The following is an 18,601-nucleotide window of genomic DNA, read 5'->3' on the forward strand; positions in this document are numbered from 1 at the left end:
CCAGCTACGCGAAAACCCGCCCGCGGCCGGACGACCGGTCGGGGCGGGTGGTGTTCTCAGTCAGACTGAGACAAAACCTTAGAACATGTCGGGAGCGACCTTCTTGGCCATGTTGAAGACGGCGGAGGCGACGCCGATCACGGTGGTAACCAGGGTGGCGAAGCCGGTGATGATGCCCAGCTGCTTCTCGAAGCCGCCGGTTTTCCACGCGCAGTGGAGGGAGTTAATCACGCTGGAGTCAGTGACATTGTGCGACTTGCCGGTCTCCGGATCCACCCAGCTGCACGCGTAATCCGAGGAGTTGGTCACCGTCGCGTTGTGCTCGTTGGCTTCCTTCTCGGAGTTGTAGACCGCGTTGGTCTCGGGCGCCGGGGACTCCTCGGCGTGGGCCGGGGCGACGATACCGGTGGTGGCGATGGCGACGGTGGCGCCGAGGGTGACGATGCCCTTACGGGTGAAAAGCTTCATGGGGTTCGTGTCCTCCCGAACATGCTCGTGGTTGAAAGCTCGTCCAAAACCATAGCGGCGGAAACGCCGCCGGGCAACAGTTCACTGACAAGAAATAAACAGGTAGTGATCAGGTGAATCGGTCCCGGAGATCGCCTCCGGGCCCGCCGTAAAGCCGGGGGGCGAAAAAACCCCGGGCCGCGATTCGCTGTTGTGAGCGAGAGCACGGCCCGGGGTCTGGGGGAGGCCTACTTGCCGATGGCTTTGGTCAGCTCGGTCAGGCCGCGGCTGATCAGTGCGAGCACGGCGACGACGCCGAGCATGCCGCCGATGACGGTGGCGAAGGCCTCGACCTTGCCCTCGGGGCCCTTGTTCCACATCTCGGTCAGGGCGTTGTCGCTCGTGGAGGAGTTGCCCCCGTTCGCGGTGGACTCCGACTTCGAGGAGCCGCCGTTCGAGTCGGCGGCGCGCACGCCCGTGCCGGCGGTGGCGACGACACCCTCGGTGCCGGTGGTCTCCGCGTTGGCGGCCGGGGCGACCAGGCCGGTGGCGGTCACGGTGACGGCGGTGGCGGCGGCGACGAGGCCGGTGCGGGAAACAAGCTTCATGGTGGTCCTCCTGGGTTCTCGGGTTCCGGGCGCTCCATCGCGCACTGCCACGGGGATATTACAAGCGCCCGGTCACGGCGGCACATTCGTGCAGGAAACCGGGCGCGGCCGATCCCGCCGCCCCGCGCCGGCGCACACCTACACGTGCCTCCGGGACGGGGCACAAGAAGACCCGGCCGGTGCGCGCGGCACCGGCCGGGTCGGGCGTTCGGGCTTGCGCCCTGGGGGGGGGAGACCCCGCGGGGCCTCCGGGCGGTCTACTTGTTGACCGTGGCCTCGGAGATGCGGACCTCCTCGGCGGGCGCGCCGTCGGAGGCGCCGCCCTCGACGCCGGCCTCGGCGATCTTGCCGAGGGTGTCCATGCCCTCGTCGGTGATCTTGGCGAAGTAGGTGTAGTCCGGCGGCAGCTGCGAGTCGTCGTAGTTGAGGAAGAACTGCGAGCCGTTGGTGTCCGGGCCGGAGTTGGCCATGGCGACGGTCCCGCGCGGGTAGGTCACGGTCTTTCCGGTCTGCGCGCCCATCTCGTCGGTCGGGTATTCGTTGGCGAACTGGAAGCCGGGACCGCCGGAGCCGGTGCCGGTCGGGTCGCCGCACTGCAGCACGTTCAGCGCGCCGGACGTCATGCGGTGGCAGACGGTGTCGTTGAAGTAGCCCTGCTTGGACATGTGCACGAAGGCGTTGACGGTGCACGGGGAGACCGAACGGTCCAGGGTCATCGGGATCGGGCCCTGGCCGGTCTGCAGGGTCACGGTGACCTCGCCGGTGGCGGGCACGTTCTCGGTCTGCGGCTTGCTCACCTCGCGGGCGGCCTCGCCGGCGTCGTCGTAGCTGCAGGTCACGGTCTCCGGCAGCGGGGTCTCGCGCTGCAGGGCCAGCGGCTCGACCTGCGCCTCGGAGGTCTGCTCGGTGGACTCGGCGGCGTCGTCGGCGACGACGTCCTCCTCGGAGTCGCGGGTGGCCAGGAACCAGACCACGCCGACGATGGCGAGGATGGCCACGGCGGACATGGCCACGACGGCCAGTGGCTTGCTCTTCTCCGCGCGGTCGCGGCTCTTGAGCGCCTTGTCGAGGGCGTCGAGCGCCTCCTGGCCGCGTTGCTCGTTACTCACTTCGGCGGGAACCTTTCCGTCTACTTCGTCTCTTCCCCGCGGCCGGCAAAGCTCAGAGGGCCGGCGGGCCGCGGTAACGCCACGTCATTGTAGCGGCAGCGTCTAGGGTCGAGGCCATGGAGATCCAGGGATTCGCCACCGGCCCGTACAAGACGAACTGCTACCTGCTCATCGAGGACGGTCGCTGCGTGGTCGTCGACGCGGGCATGCACGCCTTCGCCCCGGTCATGGACGTGCTGGGAAAGCTCGACCTGGAGCTCGAGGCCGTCGTGTGCACCCACGGCCACATCGACCACACCCGCGACGCCGCCCAGCTGACCAACCGCTTCGGCGTGCCCGTCTACATCCACCCCGACGACCGCTTCATGCTCGCCGGCGGCGACGGCGTGCTCCCCGAGACCGCCCGCCTCTTCGACGCGGCGACCATGACCCAGCCGGAGGAGGTGTGCCCGCTTGACGACGCCGCGGTGGTCACCCTCGTCGGCCACGACTTCCGCGTGGCGCACGCGCCCGGACACTCGCCGGGCAGCGTGCTGCTGATCGCCGAGGAGGTGGTGCTCTCCGGCGACGTGCTCTTCCGCGGCTCGATCGGGCGCACCGACCTGCCCTACTCGGACCCGGCAGCGATGAAGAAGACGCTGGCCGGCCCCGTCGCGGCGCTTGACGACGCCCTGCCGGTGCTGCCCGGCCACGGGCCCACGACGACGGTGCGCGCCGAGCGCGCCACCAACCCCTTCGCCGGCCCCTTCATGCGTGCCGCCGGCGGAGCCGGCGGCACCGGGGATGAGGCCCGCCACCCCGAAAGTGAGGCCGGCGGCACCGAAGAGCGCTAGGCCCTCCGCGACCGCGGCCCTGCCCGCACGGCTGTGCCGTCGGGTGGCGGGCGCAGCCCGCCACCCCGCCACGGCGACGGTGCGGGAGGGCACCCGGGGGAGGCGGGGCGCGGCGTCGTCAATTGAGCGCGGTACCATCTCATGCGTGAGTGACAAGCAGCAGACCCACAGTGCCCCTAAGGGCGTGCCCGACTACGTCCCGCCGGCTTCGGCGGAGTTCCTCGCGGTGCGTGACACCTTCATCCGCCAGGCCCATCTGGCCGGCTACGAGCACATCGAGCTGCCCGTCTTCGAGGACACCGACCTCTTCGCCCGCGGCGTGGGCGAGTCCACCGACGTGGTGACCAAGGAGATGTACACCTTCGCCGACCGCGGCGGGCGCAGCGTGACCCTGCGGCCCGAGGGTACGGCCGGCGTGATGCGCGCCGTCATCGAGCACAACCTCGACCGCGGCCAGCTGCCGGTCAAGCTCAACTACGCCGGCCCGTTCTTCCGCTACGAGCGCCCGCAGGCCGGCCGCTACCGCCAGCTGCAGCAGGTCGGCATCGAGGCCATCGGTGTCGACGACCCTGCCCTCGACGCCGAGGTCGTCGCGCTGGCCGACCGCTCCTACCGCGCGCTGGGCCTGAGCGGCTTCCGCCTCGAGCTGACCAGCCTGGGCGACAAGACCTGCCGGCCGGCCTACCGCGAGAAGCTGCAGAAGTTCCTCTTCGACCTGCCGCTGGACGAGGAGACCCGGCGCCGCGCCGAGATCAATCCGCTGCGTGTGCTCGACGACAAGCGCGAGGAGGTCCGCGAGATGACCGCCGACGCACCGCTGATGCTCGACCACCTCTCGGCCGAGTGCCGCGAGCACTTCGAGACCGTCACCGGGCTGCTCGACGACTTCGGCGTCGAGTACACCGTCAACCCGCGCATGGTCCGCGGGCTGGACTACTACACCAAGACCACCTTCGAGTTCGTCCACGACGGTCTCGGCGCGCAGTCCGGCATCGGCGGCGGCGGGCGCTACGACGGGCTGATGGGCCAGCTCGGCGGGCAGGACCTCTCCGGCATCGGCTACGGCCTCGGCGTGGACCGCACCGTGCTGGCGCTCCAGGCCGAGGGCATCACCGCCGCGGACCTGGGTGTGGGCCGCCGCGTCGACGTCTACGGCGTGCCGCTGGGCGACCAGGCCCGCGGCCGGATGGCCGGGATGGTCAACCGCCTGCGCGCCGCCGGCGTGTCGGCGGACATGGCCTACGGCGGCCGTGGGCTCAAGGGCGCGATGAAGGGCGCGGACCGCGCCCGGGCGCGCTTCGCGCTGGTGCTCGGCGAGTCCGAGCTGGCCGACGGCACCGTGACCGTGCGCGACCTCGAGGCCCGCGAGCAGGAGACCGTCGCCGTCGACCGCGTGGTCGAGTACCTGACCGGGCGGCTGTAGAGCCGCTTGAGGGCGGCTGCAGGGCCGCTTGAGGGCGGCTGCAGGGCCGCTCGAGGGCGGCTGTAGGGCCGCTTGAGGGCGGCTGTAGGGCTGTCGGCGGGGCCTCAGCCCCCCCCGCGGCGTCAGCACTCGGTGAAACTGACCGGCATCCCGAGGGTGACCGCGAGGCCGCCCATGGCGGTCTCCTTGTACTTGGAGCTCATGTCGCGTCCCGTGGCGGCCATGGTCGTCACGACGTCGTCGAGCGAGACGCGGTTGGTGCCGTCGCCGAGGCGGGCCAGGCGCGCGGCGTTGATAGCCTTGACCGCGCCGATGGCGTTGCGCTCGATGCACGGGATCTGCACCAGCCCGCCGACGGGGTCGCAGGTCAGCCCCAGGTTGTGCTCGAGGCCGATCTCGGCGGCGTTCTCGATCTGCGCCGGGGTGCCGCCGAGCACCGCGCACAGCCCGGCGGCCGCCATCGCGGAGGCCGAGCCGACCTCGCCCTGGCAGCCGACCTCCGCCCCCGAGATCGAGGCGTTCTCCTTGATGATCGAGCCGGCCGCCCCGGCGGCGAGCAGGAAGTCGCGGGCGGTCTCCTCGTCGAAGTCGAGCAGGAAGTCGCGCGCGTAGTGCATTACGGCGGGGATGATGCCGGCCGCGCCGTTAGTCGGGGCGGTGACCACGCGCCCGCCGGCGGCGTTCTCCTCGTTGACGGCCATGGCGTAGAGGTTGACCCACTCCATCGCGCCGAAGCCGGCGGCGTTGCGGGTGGCCTGGTCGCGCAGCTGCTCGAGCAGGATCGGCGCGCGGCGCTTGACTCCCAGGCCGCCCGGCAGGGTGCCCGGGGTGGTCATGCCGGCGAGCACGCACTCGCGCATGGTCTTCCACACCGCGTCGAGGTGCGCGGCGACCACCGGCCAGCCGCCGTCCTCGGCGTGCAGGGCGTCCTCGTTCTCGCGGACGATCCGGGGGATCGACTTGCCGGTCTCCGCGCAGCGGGCCAGCAGCTCCTCGCCGGAGGCGAAGGGGTGCGGCACCGGGTGCGGGTCCTGGGCGGCCGTAAGTTGGTTGGCCTCCTCGTGCTCGGCGCGCAGCTGGGCGCCGGTGAGGATGAACCCGCCGCCGACGGAGTAGTAGTCCACCGGCTCGGTCAGCTGCTCGTCGTGATCGTCGACGACGGTGAACAGCATGCCGTTGGGGTGGGCGGGCAGCTGCTTGGGGTTGAGGTCGATGACGTAGTCGACGCTGCCGCGCGGGCCCTTGGCGGTCCCGAAGACGGGCACGTTGGCACCGGGCACCGGATCGGCGTCGGCGGGCACGGTCTCGGGCTCGTGGCCGGCCAGGCCCAGGACGACGGCGCGGTCGGTGCCGTGGCCGCGTCCGGTGGCCGCGAGCGAGCCGCGTAGCTCGACGCGCACGCGCTTCGGAGCCTCGTCGAGGGAGTCGAGGAAGTCCTTCGCGGCGCGCATGGGGCCGACGGTGTGCGAGGACGACGGCCCGATGCCCAGGCTGAACATGTCGACGATGCTGATGGTCACGGCGTCGGGTTCCTCTCGGTCGCGGTCGGTGCGGCACCCCAGCCTACGCACGTTGTGCGCCCGCCCGCGCTATTGCCGACGTCGCGCAGCGCGCCGTGCGCGGTCACCGTACCGTCGGTGCGCCGCGGCCGCCCGCGGCGGCCGCGTGTGGTGGCGTTACCGGCCGTCGTGGCTGGCGAGCAGGTCTGCGAAGGGGGTGAACTCCTCCTCGGGGTCGGTGCCGGTGCGCCGGGCCTTCGCCGCGGCGCGGGTGGCGGCGCGCTCGCGGGTCTCCTCGGGCTCGACCTGGCCGCGGGCGGTGGCTCCGCCGAGCCCGCCGACGGAGTCGTGCTGGGTGACCATCTTCTCGGCCAGCTCGCCGGCGGCCTGGGTGATGCGCTGGGTCAGGGCGCGGCCGGCCTCGGTGCCGAAGTCCCCGGTGGCGGCGAAGACGCCGGTGGGCATCACGGTGGCGCGCAGGTAGGCGAACATGGGGCGCACCGCGTACTCGAGGACGAGTGAGTGGCGCGGGGATCCGGCGGTGGCCGCGACGACGACGGGCATGCCGACGATGGCCTTCGGGTCCAGGACGTCGAAGAACATCTTGAACAGGCCGGTGTAGCTCGCCTTGAAGACGGGGGTGACGGCGATCAGGCCGTCGGACTCGCTGATCAGGCGCTTGGCCTCGGTCAGGGCGGGGGAGGCGATGCCGGCGGAGACCATCGCCTGGGCGAGGTCGACGGCGAGGTCCTTCAGCTCGATGACGTGGACCTCGACGGCCTCGCCGCGCGCGGAGACCGCGGCGGTCACGGAGTCGGCGATCTGGTCGGCGACCTGCCGGGTAGTCGACGGGGTGGACAGTCCCGCGGTGACCACTGTCAGGTGGCGCACTGGGATACTCCTCTCGGTGAAGGTGTTTCGGGTGTGCCGGTTGAACCGGGTGAAGCTCGTTGGGTTGGGCGGCCTGGACGTGTGAGGCTTGCCTGTGACGCTACGCCTGCGGGTTTTCGCCGCGGGCGCCCGGGGCGACCTCGAAGTGGGGTCCGGAGCCGGCGGCCTTCAGGCTGGCGTGGGTGGGCGGGTCGCTGGGCACGCCTTCGGGGCGGCGCTCCTCGAAGCGGCGGCGCAGCTCGGGCACGACGTCGCGGCCGAGGCGCTCGATCTGGTCGAGGACGACCTTGAGCGGCAGGCCGGCGTGGTCGATGAGGAACATCTGGCGCTGGTAGTCGCCGACCCAGTCGGCGAAGGTCAGGGTGCGCTCGATGACCTGCTCGGCGGTGCCGACGGTCAGCGGGGTCAGCTCACTGAACTCCTCGAGGCTCGGCCCGTGGCCGTAGACGGGGGCGTGGTCGAAGTAGGGGCGGAAGAAGTCGACGGCCTCCTGCTCGGTGTCGCCGATGAAGACCTGCCCGCCCAGGCCCACGATGGCCTGGTCGGCGCGGCCGTGGCCGTAGGCCTCGAAGCGGCGGCGGTAGATGCCGACCATCTTGGCCGTGTGCTCCTTGTTCCAGAAGATGTTGTTGTGGAAGAAGCCGTCGCCGTAGTAGGCGGCCTGTTCGGCGATCTGCGGCGAGCGGATGGATCCGTGCCACACGAAGGGCGGGACGTCGTCAAGCGGCCACGGCGTCGCGGTGAAGCCCTGCAGGGGTGTGCGGAACTTGCCCTGCCAAGTCATGGAGCGCTCGCGCCACAGGCGGCGCAGCAGGTGGTAGTTCTCCACGGCCAGCGGGATGCCCTGGCGGATGTCCTTGCCGAACCACGGGTAGACCGGGCCGGTGTTGCCGCGGCCGAGCATCAGGTCGTTGCGCCCACCGGACAGGTGCTGCAGGAAGGCGTAGTCCTCGGCGATCTTGACCGGGTCGTTGGTGGTGATCAGAGTCGTGGATGTCGACAGCAGGATGCGCTCGGTCCGGGCCGCGATGTAGGCCAGGTGCGTCGTGGGTGAGGAGGGCACGAAGGGCGGGTTGTGGTGCTCGCCGGTGGCGAAGACGTCGAGGCCGACCTCCTCGGCCTTGAGCGCGATCTTCGTCATCGCCTCGATGCGCTCGCCCTCGGTGGGGGTGCGCCCGGTGGTGGGGTCCTCGGTGACGTCTCCGATGGTGAAGATGCCGAACTGCATGGGTGGGGCTCCTGACTCTGACTGCTCGGGCGGCCGGCGCCGTGGGGGTGGCTCAACTTGGCCGGTCCCGACGGTGGCGTCCGCCGTCGCTCACTGACTGTACGGAGTGGTTAGTGGGATGAAGATTTCGTCGGGTGTCTTTCATTCATGTGGGGTGACACTGTGCGCCACGCTATGACATGTCAACAAACGTTGTGGGGCGGGTATTCCCGGGCGCGTCGGGTAAGGCTCGTCGGCGCCGCGCGCGCCGGGCACGCCGCACCTGTACCCGACGCAGACACCGCATCTGCACCCACGCACCCACCGCACCTGGACCCGACGCAGACACCGCACCTGTCCCCGGTGCGGACGCCGCGCCCGTGCGCGGTGGGGGAGCAACGGGGCGTCGGAAATCGGGCCCGGGCGCCGTGGCAGAATCTCGTCCATGTCGCAGCACACCTTCACCTCCGTCGAGCTCCAGACCCTGCTGGGGCGTGCCGATGAGGTGACGTCGGGGGCCAAGGAGTCCCGGGAGGCCGCCGAGTGGCTCGCCGGCTGGGTGGCCTCGCCGCGCGCCGGGGACCTCAACAGCTCGTACCTGCGCGACTCCGACACCGGCGAGTGGATCTGCTTTCTCACCCCGTGGGCGCTGACGTGGCCGGACGGCTTCTACGCCGTGCAGGAGGCAAACGCGGACCCGGGGCTCGGCGAGGCGCTGCTCGCACTCGTCGACGACGCCGCGGAAGTCCCGGAGCTCCGCAAGCGGGCGAAGAGGGCCGCACCCGGGTTCTTCGGCCGGCTCTTCGGAGGCGGGCGCGTCGACGCCGCGCGCCTGGCCGCAGCGGAGCTGGAGCGCGTGCTCGGTGAGATCGACTCGCGCGGCACCCTCGTGCGTGCCCGCGGGGCGCTCGACCGGATGCACACGGCCACCGAGCTGCAGCGCGAGGGCGTGCACCTCTTCCCGGGCTCGCACGGCACCCCCGGCCGCTACCTGAAGGCCGCGCGCGAGGCGGTCAAGGACGCGCTCAACGGGCACTTCGGCACCACGGGGTCGGTGGGGCTCAACCCGTTCGATCCGGGGCCGGTCGCCGCGGTGCTCGAGCGGGCGCGGGCCGCGCGCGACGACCCGTTCTCCGAGGCCACGCTGCGCGCACAGCTCGAGCGGATCCTCGCCGACCGCGGGCGGGTCGAGGCCGAGCAGCTGCTGGACGGCATGCCGCTGGAGACGCTGCGCGAGGTCACCGCCGACAGGCTGCGTATCTCCGGGCTTCCGGAGGCCGGCGTGAAGACCGTCGGCGACGTGCGCCGCGCCCACGTCGGCCAGCTGCGCCAGATCCCCGGCATCGGGGAGCGCTCCGCCGACCGGCTCAAGGCCGCCGCCGAGACGCTCTTCTCCGAGGCCGCCGCCGAGCCGCGCCGCGACATCGGCACCGAGCGCACCCGGTACGCCGTGCAGCTGGTGGACGTCCTGGCGCGCTACGACGCCCTGCCGGACCTCGACGAGGAACAGCAGGCGCGCCGCAGGCGGCTCTTCGAGATCGCCGACCTGTCGAAGGACTGGAACGTGGCGGCCGGCGACCCCGACCGGTGGGCGGTGGCGTTCTCCGGCGGGGAGAGGAGCAACGAGGCCTACGCCCGCTTCCGCGGCGACATCGCCTGGGCGCAGGCCAACCCGCAGGTGCTCGACACCTTCCGGGGGCTGACCGTGACCGTGAACCCGTGGGCCGACTACCAGCGCCGACCCGCGCACTACCAGGGGCTGCTGGCGGATCTGCTGGGCAACCAGAAGACCGGCGGCGAGGACCTCGACGCCGACACGCTCGCCGCGATCCGGGCGCTGCGCCTCGACCGCACCTTCCTGGACGCGGACCTGCACCTGCGCGGCTACCAGTCCTTCGGCGCGCGCTTCGCGGTGGTGCAGAAGAAGACCGTCCTCGGCGACGAGATGGGCCTGGGCAAGACCGTCCAGGCGATCGCCGCGGCCGCGCACGTCGCCGCCGTCGACGGGGTGGCGCGCACCCGCGTGCTCGTGGTGTGCCCGGCCTCCGTGGTGGTCAACTGGGAGCGCGAGATCAAGAACTTCACCGACGGGCTGCCCGTCTTCCGCGCCCACGGCGCGGTCAAGGAGGACCTCGTCGACGCCTGGCGCAGCGAGGGCGGGTTCTGCGTGGTGACTTACGACGGCGCGCGCACCATGGCCGCGCGGCTGGGCGCGCCCGAGTTCGTGATCGTCGACGAGGCGCACATGATCAAGAACCCGGAGGCGCAGCGCTCCCGGGCGGTCGCCCGGCTGGTCGACTCGGCGGCGCACGCGCTGCTGATGACGGGCACCCCGCTGGAGAACGCCGTGGTCGACTTCGAGCACCTCGTCGGCTACATCGCCCCGCAGCTCGACGTGGAGGACCTCTCCGCCCGCGAGTTCCGGCGCCGGGTCGCGCCGGTGTACCTGCGGCGCAACCAGGACGACGTGCTCGACGAACTGCCGCAGAAGACCGAGACGATCGACTGGATCGACCTCAACGACCAGGACCGGCGCCACTACCTCGAGGCCGTGCGCGAGGGCGGCTGGATGGCCATGCGCCGCGCGCCCATGACCACGCCCGTGGGCGTGCCGGCGAAGCTTCAGCGCCTGCGCGAGATCGTCGACGAGGCCGCCGAGGCCGGGCGCAAGGTGCTCATCTTCTCGTTCTTCCTCGACGTGCTGGCGCGGCTGGACAAGGAGCTCGGTAAGACCGTCGTGGGCACGGTCGACGGGTCGGTGGCCGCGGCGAAGCGGCAGGACCTCGTCGACGAGTTCGCCGCGGTGGACGGGCCGGCGGTGCTGCTCGCCCAGATCACCGCGGCGGGGGCGGGGTTGAACATCCAGGCCGCCAGCGTGGTCATCCTCGTCGAGCCTCAGGTCAAGCCCTCCATCGAGGCGCAGGCGATCGCGCGTGCCCACCGCATGGGGCAGACGTCCACGGTGCTGGTGCACCGGCTGGTCGCCGACGACACCGCCGATGAGCGGCTCCTGGAGATCCTGGGGCAGAAGACCAAGGTCTTCGACGCCTACGCCCGGGAGTCGGAGTCGGCGCGGGTGCACGACGCGGTGGACGTCTCCGAGTCGCAGCTTGCCGAGGAGATCATCGCCGCGGAGCGCAAGCGGTGGAATGTCGGCGGGGAGGCCGAGGGGGACACCGGGGGAGAGGCCTAGAGGCGCCCAGCGCGCCGGGCGAGTCGCTCAGGCGCTGAACAGCGTCGGCTCGTCGCCGGGCCAGTCCTCGCCCGCCCGGCCTTCATCGTCGAAGTTCAGGGGCGCGGCGTAGTGGGTGTCCTCGGGCTCGTCGAATCCGTCCCCGGTGGGGTGGCCGGCTCCGGCTCCGGTCCCGGGTCCGCCCGCCTCCGCGGCCTCCTCGGCGTACTTCTCGGCGAGGTAGTCCTCGTAGTCCGCCATCCAGGTCTCGTCCGGGTCCCCGGGCACACCGGTCCCGTCGGGATCTCGCCCGGCTGCGGGCGCACTGCTCCCGTCGGTCGGGTGTGCGTTGTGGTCCCCGGACTCACTGTCCAGGTGTTCGTACTTGCGGCGGATCCGTTCGCCGGCGGAGAAGTGCGCCCGTTCCGTCCGGTTGATCGTCACCCCGGAGGTGTCCGAGGACGCCGCCGGCGGGGTATGCCCCATCCGTCCGGTCTTCGGGTCCCGCGCGGACCATCCGCGGGAGGCCTGCATGTCGCGTTTGTCGTTGTTGTCCCTGTGGTGTTCCTTGCACCGGAAGGTCAGGTTGTTGATGTCCGTGGGGCCACCGTCGCTGTGGGGCCAGTCGTGGTGGAGCTCGACGAAGTCGGCGGGCGCGGTACAGCCCGGGTACGAGCACACTCCTTCCGCGGCGAACAGCGCGACCCTCTGCAGGAAGTTCCCCAGTCTTCGGGCCCTGCCCGCGTAGAGCGGGTTGCCCGCGGTGTCGTGCAGGACGAGGTAGTCGTAGGGTTTCGCCTTGATCTTCATCAGCTCGAAGAGCGAGAGGTCGATCCCGGTGTTCGTCGGGTGCCTCTTCATGAAGGCCCTCCGCGCCTTGGCCGGGTCCGTCTCGATGTCGGCGCCGGCCTGCATGATCTCGTCGGCGTCGTCGGCGATGAGCGAGAGGACGATCGAGGCGTTGCCGGTGTCCTCCGTCTTGCCGGCGGCGTAGGCGCTGAGCACGTGGTGCAGGAGGTCCGCATACCGCTCGGCGCGGCGGCGCCGGTCGGGCCCGTTGCGCTTGGCGCGGGTGGCGGCGACCCCGTCCGGGTCCAGCCCGGGGATGCCCAGGTCGAGCACGTCGGCGTCCGCCTCGTCGTCCTTGGGGCGGTCGAAGCCCGGGATCGCGCCGGCCATGAGGTGCTTCAGGAGCGCGGCCGTCGGGGCGGGGAGATAGCCCTTGAGGTGCACGCCTCCGTCGGCCTGCTGCTCCGACATCCACAGCCACCGGTTCTTGAAGGCGGCCAGCGGGTCACCGGAGTTCAGGTTGGCCTCGGCGACGCGGTTGCGGATCCAGTCACGCAGATCCTCCGGCGAGCGGTTGTCGGCCTCCTCGATCGCCTGACGGCGCAGTTCCTCGGCGCCGACCTCGGCCTCGTCGAGCAGGTTCTTCAGCTCGTTATTGATGATGCGCAGCTTCTCGGCGGCGAGTTTCTTCTCGCGGGCGCGGCGGTTGGCCTCCCGGCGGTCGGCCTCGGCCTGGCGGCGGCGTTCTTCGGCCGCCCGGCGCTCGGCCTTCTCACGGTCGAGACGCTCCTGCTCCCGGCGCTGGCGTTCCTCACGCTCACGCTCTTCACGCTCACGCTCTTCACGCTCGCGCTCGAGGCGTTCCCGCTCGGACTCGGCGTCGCCGGCGGGCCCGCCGCCGGGAGCCTCGGAGGACCAGTCGTCGCCGTCGCCGGGCGCACCATCGGCGCCCGGATCCGCACCGTCACCCGGCGAACCGTCGCCGGGCACACTACCGGTGCCGGAATCCGCGCCCGCCCCGTCAGCGCCGGCACCGGGGTCGGTGCCATCACCAGCGTCCGTGCCGGGCTCGGGGTCCCGCGTCGGGTCCGGCGCCGCCGCGGGGCGGGCGGGGCCGTAGGTGTTCTCGGCGCCGTCGACACGGGCGCGGGCCTCGGCACGCGAGAGGTCGAAGACCTGCGCCAGGAACAGGTCCACCCGCGAGGTGCCCGTCAGGTTGCCGGCGTGGTGCAGTCCGGCCAGGTGTGCGACCGTGTGATCGATGACGGTCTTCGAGCCCATCGCCTTCTCGAGGTCGACCAGCGCGGGCAGCATGGCCTGGAACTCGCGGGCCATCACCGAGGTGTCGATGAGCTCGGAGACCTGCTCCATGTCGCTCGAGATCCGCTCGATCAGGGAGTTGACCTCGCGGACGCGCGCGGAGTCCGGTCCGTCGGAGTTGAGTGCGGTCGCGGTGGTCATCGGGTCACCTCCCTGGGCCCTGATCCCGGGGGAGGCCTGCTGCCGGCCAGTCGATCCCCCCGTGCTTTCCGTTCTGTCCATCATGCTATGCGAATGTATGTACGAACGCAAGGGGAGGGGGTGGGGAAGTTGTCGTGTGGCAAGTGATATGAGTCACATGTGGCCGGGCGGCAGTGCTGGCCGGGTGGCAGTGCTGGTCAGATTCGGCCAATCAGGTCCGGTCAACCGGTGGCACGTCGCGCGCCGTCAGGCGCGCCACGCGCCCACCCGCACGCACGCGCCGACGCGCACCACCGGGACGTCGGAAATTGAGGCCCTAGGCGTCCAGTACGCGGATGAGTTCCGCCAGGTCAGAGGCGGTCACGATGCGCAGCGGCGTCTGGTGCGGCTGGCCGTGCTCGGTGATGACGGCGGCGCGGGGGACGTGGCCGTCGGCGTCGACCTCGATGAGTCGGTCGACGGTCTCCTGGGCGGCCACGTCGCGCGGCAGGAAGATGGCGCGCCGCTCGCCGGAGGCCTTCGGCCCCGCCATGACGTCGGCGACCGTCGCCGAGGCGAACTCCGCCGCACCGCCTGCGTCTGAGTCCTTCGCGCCGCCCAGCACCCCGTGGTGCGTGGCGAACCACCGCGCGATCTGGTCCGTGGTCAGAAGGCCCTGGAACTTGCCCTGGTTATAGACCGGGAACTGCGAGATCCCCGTGGTGTCGATGAACTCGAGGACGTCGCTGAGGGCGTCGTCGCCCGTAAGTTTCTGCACCTGGTGCGTGCCCAGCACCGACAGCGCGAGCGGCGGATCGAGGATCAGGTCGCGGATGGCGCGGATCGACTCGACCGTCGAGCTCAGCGGGTCCGCGATGGGAGTGAGGCCCTCGTAGGCGCCGTGGCTGATGGCGTTGCGCAGCTCGGCGTAGTCGCGCAGCTGCTCGGCGTGCGGCGCGGAGATGAGGTGCTTCTTCTCGGCCAGACCGACCATCCACTTGAAGCTGTCGCTGCGCTTGGCACCGAGCGCCTCGCGCAGGTGGTCCTCGATGTCGTTGAAGGCGGCGAGGAACGCGGCGGCGCGCTGGCCCTCACCCTGGCTGTCTGTGCTGTCCATGCAGGCCATGGTATGCGCGCTTGACGACGCCCGCGCGGCCCGACGCGGGCGCTTCCCTTGCGGGGGCGCGGACTGCGTCGCTGTTAACATGCGTCGCGCTCGGCGGTCAGGCGCCCGTTCTCGAGGAGCACCTCGACGAGCTCGTCGGTGACGCCCGGGTCCAGCTCGCGCACGCCGGGCGCCGGCGGGCGGGAGACGACCGTCAGCCGGGTGATGAACTGGTCCGGCGTCAGCGCGGCCGGCATTAGCCCGTGCTCGTGGGCCAGCTCCAGCATGCGGCCCATGTTCTCGCGGGTGCGCACCCGGACGTCGTGGAGCTCCTCGGGCAGCTCGGCCAGGTGCTCCGGGGCCAGCGCCGGTACCAGCGTGCCCAGGCCCATGTCGACCAGGTGGTGGACGTAGTTGTCCCAGACCGCGCGCGGGTTGTCGGCGAAGCGCGCCATCGTCTCCTCCTGGTGGGCGGCGGCGCGCTCGAGCAGGGTGTGCGCGGCCGCCCAGGCCAGGTCCTGGCGGTCGGTGAAGTTGCGGTAGACGGTGGCGATGCCGACGCCGGCCTCCCTGGCGATCCGCTCGAGGGTGACATCGCCGGGGTTGGTGGTGCGCCACAGCTCGCAGGCGGTGTCGATGATGCGGCGCCGGCGCTCGCGGGCGTCTGAACGCATCCCTGCCGTCCTCTCTACGAAAACCTCGGTTCGGTTACCTCCGCCGTGTGTGGCTCGCGGGCCAGGGTGCGCCGCGCGACCGGTCACCCGACGTGTGAGCCGGCCGCCACGTGAGTTGACAGGGCGGCACGACCGGAAGCACTATCATCAGGATAGCAAGTGATAGTAGAACCTCCGCTTCCGGGGTTTGGGCCCCGGAAGCGTACAGAACCAGGGGGAAATGTGGCAGACGCACACAGCGTGCGGCGCACCGGCGCCGCAGTTCCCACCGGCGCCGTGGGGCACACCCGCGTGGCCGGCCCCGGCGACGAGACCGTCGAGATCGATCTGGCCCCGCGGCCCGACGACGCCCTCGGGCCCGTGGAGAACCCCGTCATCGAGGCCCACGATCTCTGCGTGGCCCGCGACGCCGAACCCGTCAACTTCACCGTAGGGGAGGGCCTGACCGTGCTGCGCAACCTGCGCGAGCACCACACGACCGCCCTCTCGCTGACCCTGGCCGGGCGGCGCCGCGCCGTCTCCGGCGAGGTGCTCATGCGCCGCAGCGGGGACGACGGGCGCGGCGGGCGCGGCGGCCGCGACCAGGCCGACGGCCGCGAGGGCGACCGCCACGAGGCCGACGGACGCGAGGGCGACGCCGCCGCCTTCGGCCACACCGGGGCGCGCGAGCGCTTCCGGCGCGTGGCCCTGGCCGGCATTCCCGAGACCGACTCGCTCGAGCGCCAGGTGCCGGTGCGCGAGTCCATCCGCGAGCAGGTCGCCTGGGCGCTGCCGTTCTACCGGCACGCCCCGCGGGACATCATGTCCCACCCCTACGTCACCCGGTGGTCCGGCGTGCTCGGCATCGAGGACCTCGACGCCGCCACGCCCGCCGGCGAGATCGACGTGGAGACCCGGCTGACCGTGCGCGTGATGCTCGCGCTGATCGCACGCCCCGACGCCGACCTGCTCATCGTCGACGACATCGACCAGCTGCGCGACATGGACCTGCGCGCCGCGATGCTCGAGCGCCTCGTCCGCCTCGCCGAGGAGCTGCCCGTCATCGCGCACACCGTCAACGACGGAGCGCCCGAGGGCGCGCGCTTCCTCGACGTGCGCCACGACGTCGGCGAGTACCACGCTGCCGCCAACCGCCGGGCGGCGACGGACGCGCGCACGGGCGACCGACGCGACGTCGCCAAGCACGACGCGCACGTCGTGACGGACGCACCCGACGCCGACCGGCGCGACGTCGGCAAGCACCACGCGGACACCCGCGACGAAGGAGAGGAGCGCCGATGATCCCCGCACTGCTGCACACCGGCACCGAGATGCGGCGCTTCGGGCGCGGCGTGCTGCCGCCGATCGCGCTGGTGACCATCATGTGCCTGCCGCTGATCTTCGGCGGGCTGTTCGTGTGGTCCTACTACGACCCGATCGGCAAGATGGACCAGCTGCCCGTGGCACTCGTCAACTCCGACGAGGGCGCCAAAGGCCCCGACGGCAAGGAACTCAACGCCGGCGACCAGGTCGTCGACGAGCTGCTGAAGCAGAAGCCGCTCGACTTCAAGGAGGTCCCCGCCCAGGAGGCCCTCGATGGAGTGGTCGAGGGCGACTACTACTTCGCCGTGGAGATCCCCACCGACTTCTCCGCCGCCGCGACCAGCGTGACCAGCGACAACCCGCGCTCCACCACGCTGAACGTCGCCTTCAACAACGCCAACGGCTTCATCCCCACGATGCTGGGCAACGCCGCCACGCAGGTGATGGTCAACACCATCTCCGGGGTGGTGGGCACCCAGATCACCGACCAGATGCTCGTCGGCTTCTCCACCATCGGCGAGGGCATGGACGCCGCCGCCGACGGCGCCGGGCGCCTGCACGAGGGCGCCGGCAAGGCCGAGGAGGGCGCCGGAAAGCTCGCCGACGGCTCCGGCACGCTGCAGCAGAACCTGGACAAGGCCAACGACGGCGCCACCAAGCTCGCCGACGGCGCGCACACCCTCGATGAGGGCATCGGCACCGCCCACGACGGCGCGACCAAGCTCGCCGACGGGTTGACCCGCCTGGACGCGGCCACCGCGATGCTCGGCGACGGCGCCGGGCAGATCTCCGGCGGCGTCAACCAGATCTCCGGGGTCGCCGACCAGCTCGCCGGCGCCCAGGACAACCTGGCCGCCCCGCTGGTCAACGCCGCCACCCAGCTGCGCGCCTCCGGGGTGCCGGGCGCGGCGCAGCTGGCCGACCAGCTCGACGCCGCCGTCGCCGACCTCTACGCCAAGGGGCTCAACCCCGAGCTGACCGGGCAGATCCACCGCCTGCGCGACGGTGCCGCCCAGCTCGCCGGGCAGCTGGGCGACCCGGCCAGCGAGTACCGCTCCGGCATGTCGCAGGCCGTCTCCGGCTCGCAGCAGCTGGCCGGCGGGCTCGAGCGCCTCAAGGACGGCTCCTCGCGGCTGACCGTCGGTGCCGACCAGCTCGCCGACGGCACCAGCAAGCTGGCCGCCGGTTCGCGCCAGCTGACCGTCGGCGCGGGCTCGCTGCGCGACGGCCTGGTCGAGCTCGACGACGGCTCCGGCGAGCTGGCGCTGAAGATCACCGACGGCGCCGGCAAGGTCCCGCGCCAGGAGGGCGAGAACCGCGAGAAGGCCGCCGAGGCCGGCGGCAACCCCGTGCGCCGCCTGCTGACCGCCCAGGACCTGACCCCCTTCGGCGTGGGGCTGGCGCCGTTCTTCATCTCGCTGGCGCTCTTCGTCGGCGCGACCATCATGTTCATGGTGCTGCGCCCGGTCCAGCAGCGCGTGCTCGACTCCGGGGTGGCGCCCATCCGCGCGGTGCTGGCCAGCTACCTGCCGGCGTTGACCGTCGGAGTGGGCCAGGCGACGCTGATCTGGATCGTGCTCGAGGGGCTCATCGGGATGGACGCCGCCCACCCGCTGGGCCTGTGGGTGTCCATGTGCTGTGTCTCAGCGGTCTTCGTGGCGGTCACCCAGGCCATCAACGCGGTGGTCGGGGCCACGGCCGGCCGCGTGATCTGCCTGATGTTCATGGCCCTGCAGCTGGTCTCCTCGGGCGGGCTCTACCCGCCGGAGACGCAGCCGAAGTTCATCCAGCACGTCCACTCCTGGGACCCGATGCGCTTCACCGTCGACATCTTCCGCGAGGTCATCATCGGCACCGACGTGCCCGGCTCCACCGCGACGAACCCGCGTCCGGTGCAGGCCGTCTTCGCCCTGCTGCTGGTGCTGGCGATCGCGTGGACGCTCTCCTCGATCTCGGCGTGGCGCGGGCGCATCATCATGCACAAGGACCTGCACCCCGAGCTCACCGTGTGAGCCCGGGGCGGGGGGGGATTGACGACGCCCCGCCGGTCGCCGCGGGCGTCGACCACCCGTGGGCGGGGCGCCCGCGCTTGGCGCGGCCGC

At 71.6% G+C, this 18,601-nt stretch carries 14 protein-coding genes; 5 read left to right on the forward strand and 9 right to left on the reverse strand.

Annotated elements, in window-relative coordinates; genetic code table 11:
• Nucleotides 1-78 precede the first annotated feature (78 nt).
• The 3 genes from QQA02_RS03370 to QQA02_RS03380 form a co-directional block, all read right to left on the reverse strand.
• On the reverse strand, nt 79-468 hold the full coding sequence (locus QQA02_RS03370) for a hypothetical protein (protein WP_284863293.1): 390 nt from the start codon (nt 466-468) through the stop codon (nt 79-81).
• Nucleotides 469-695: 227 nt separating this feature from the next.
• The gene (locus QQA02_RS03375; RefSeq protein WP_284775350.1) at nt 696-1,055 is read right to left on the reverse strand and encodes a hypothetical protein; all 360 of its coding nucleotides are present in this window, start codon (nt 1,053-1,055) and stop codon (nt 696-698) included.
• A 257-nt stretch (nt 1,056-1,312) separates the two neighbouring features.
• Nucleotides 1,313-2,164, reverse strand: coding sequence for a peptidylprolyl isomerase (locus tag QQA02_RS03380; protein WP_284863295.1), 852 nt, complete (start codon nt 2,162-2,164; stop codon nt 1,313-1,315).
• Between the two features lie 116 nt (nt 2,165-2,280).
• Between QQA02_RS03380 and QQA02_RS03385 the strand changes: the two genes are divergently transcribed.
• Nucleotides 2,281-2,997: an MBL fold metallo-hydrolase gene (locus QQA02_RS03385; protein ID WP_284863297.1), complete on the forward strand. Its 717-nt coding sequence runs from the start codon at nt 2,281-2,283 to the stop codon at nt 2,995-2,997.
• A gap of 145 nt (nt 2,998-3,142) precedes the next feature.
• Nucleotides 3,143-4,420 (forward strand): histidine--tRNA ligase, encoded by a 1,278-nt coding sequence (gene hisS / locus QQA02_RS03390; protein WP_284863298.1) that lies wholly within the window; start codon nt 3,143-3,145, stop codon nt 4,418-4,420.
• A gap of 122 nt (nt 4,421-4,542) precedes the next feature.
• On the opposite strand, the gene QQA02_RS03395 is transcribed toward hisS, so the two are convergent.
• From QQA02_RS03395 to QQA02_RS03405, 3 genes are all read right to left on the reverse strand, one after another.
• Nucleotides 4,543-5,940 (reverse strand): L-serine ammonia-lyase, encoded by a 1,398-nt coding sequence (locus QQA02_RS03395; RefSeq protein WP_284775359.1) that lies wholly within the window; start codon nt 5,938-5,940, stop codon nt 4,543-4,545.
• A gap of 156 nt (nt 5,941-6,096) precedes the next feature.
• Nucleotides 6,097-6,810: an FMN reductase gene (locus QQA02_RS03400; protein ID WP_284775362.1), complete on the reverse strand. Its 714-nt coding sequence runs from the start codon at nt 6,808-6,810 to the stop codon at nt 6,097-6,099.
• A gap of 100 nt (nt 6,811-6,910) precedes the next feature.
• Nucleotides 6,911-8,038, reverse strand: a complete 1,128-nt coding sequence (locus QQA02_RS03405) for a CE1758 family FMN-dependent luciferase-like monooxygenase (RefSeq protein WP_284775363.1) — start codon at nt 8,036-8,038, stop codon at nt 6,911-6,913.
• Between the two features lie 424 nt (nt 8,039-8,462).
• On the opposite strand from QQA02_RS03405, the gene QQA02_RS03410 reads away from it, so the two are divergent.
• Nucleotides 8,463-11,210 (forward strand): DEAD/DEAH box helicase, encoded by a 2,748-nt coding sequence (locus tag QQA02_RS03410; RefSeq protein ID WP_284863300.1) that lies wholly within the window; start codon nt 8,463-8,465, stop codon nt 11,208-11,210.
• A gap of 27 nt (nt 11,211-11,237) precedes the next feature.
• Here QQA02_RS03410 and QQA02_RS03415 read toward each other — a convergent pair whose 3' ends face one another.
• The 3 genes from QQA02_RS03415 to QQA02_RS03425 form a co-directional block, all read right to left on the reverse strand.
• Nucleotides 11,238-13,439 (reverse strand): HNH endonuclease signature motif containing protein, encoded by a 2,202-nt coding sequence (locus QQA02_RS03415; protein ID WP_284863302.1) that lies wholly within the window; start codon nt 13,437-13,439, stop codon nt 11,238-11,240.
• Between the two features lie 316 nt (nt 13,440-13,755).
• Nucleotides 13,756-14,535, reverse strand: coding sequence for a CBS domain-containing protein (locus QQA02_RS03420; protein WP_284863303.1), 780 nt, complete (start codon nt 14,533-14,535; stop codon nt 13,756-13,758).
• Between the two features lie 83 nt (nt 14,536-14,618).
• Entirely contained in the window at nt 14,619-15,197 is a 579-nt protein-coding gene (locus tag QQA02_RS03425; protein WP_284863304.1) for a TetR/AcrR family transcriptional regulator, read from the reverse strand.
• 222 nt (nt 15,198-15,419) lie between these two features.
• Here QQA02_RS03425 and QQA02_RS03430 point away from each other — a divergent pair, with 222 nt between their 5' ends.
• Nucleotides 15,420-16,478, forward strand: coding sequence for a hypothetical protein (locus QQA02_RS03430; RefSeq protein ID WP_284775372.1), 1,059 nt, complete (start codon nt 15,420-15,422; stop codon nt 16,476-16,478).
• Entirely contained in the window at nt 16,475-18,511 is a 2,037-nt protein-coding gene (locus QQA02_RS03435) for a YhgE/Pip family protein (protein WP_284863305.1), read from the forward strand. The genes QQA02_RS03430 and QQA02_RS03435 overlap by 4 nt, the downstream gene beginning before the upstream one ends.
• The last annotated feature ends 90 nt before the right edge of the window (nt 18,512-18,601 follow it).

It is taken from the genome of Corynebacterium sp. MSK006 (genome assembly GCF_030232385.1).
GTDB classification, from domain to species: domain Bacteria; phylum Actinomycetota; class Actinomycetes; order Mycobacteriales; family Mycobacteriaceae; genus Corynebacterium; species Corynebacterium frankenforstense_A.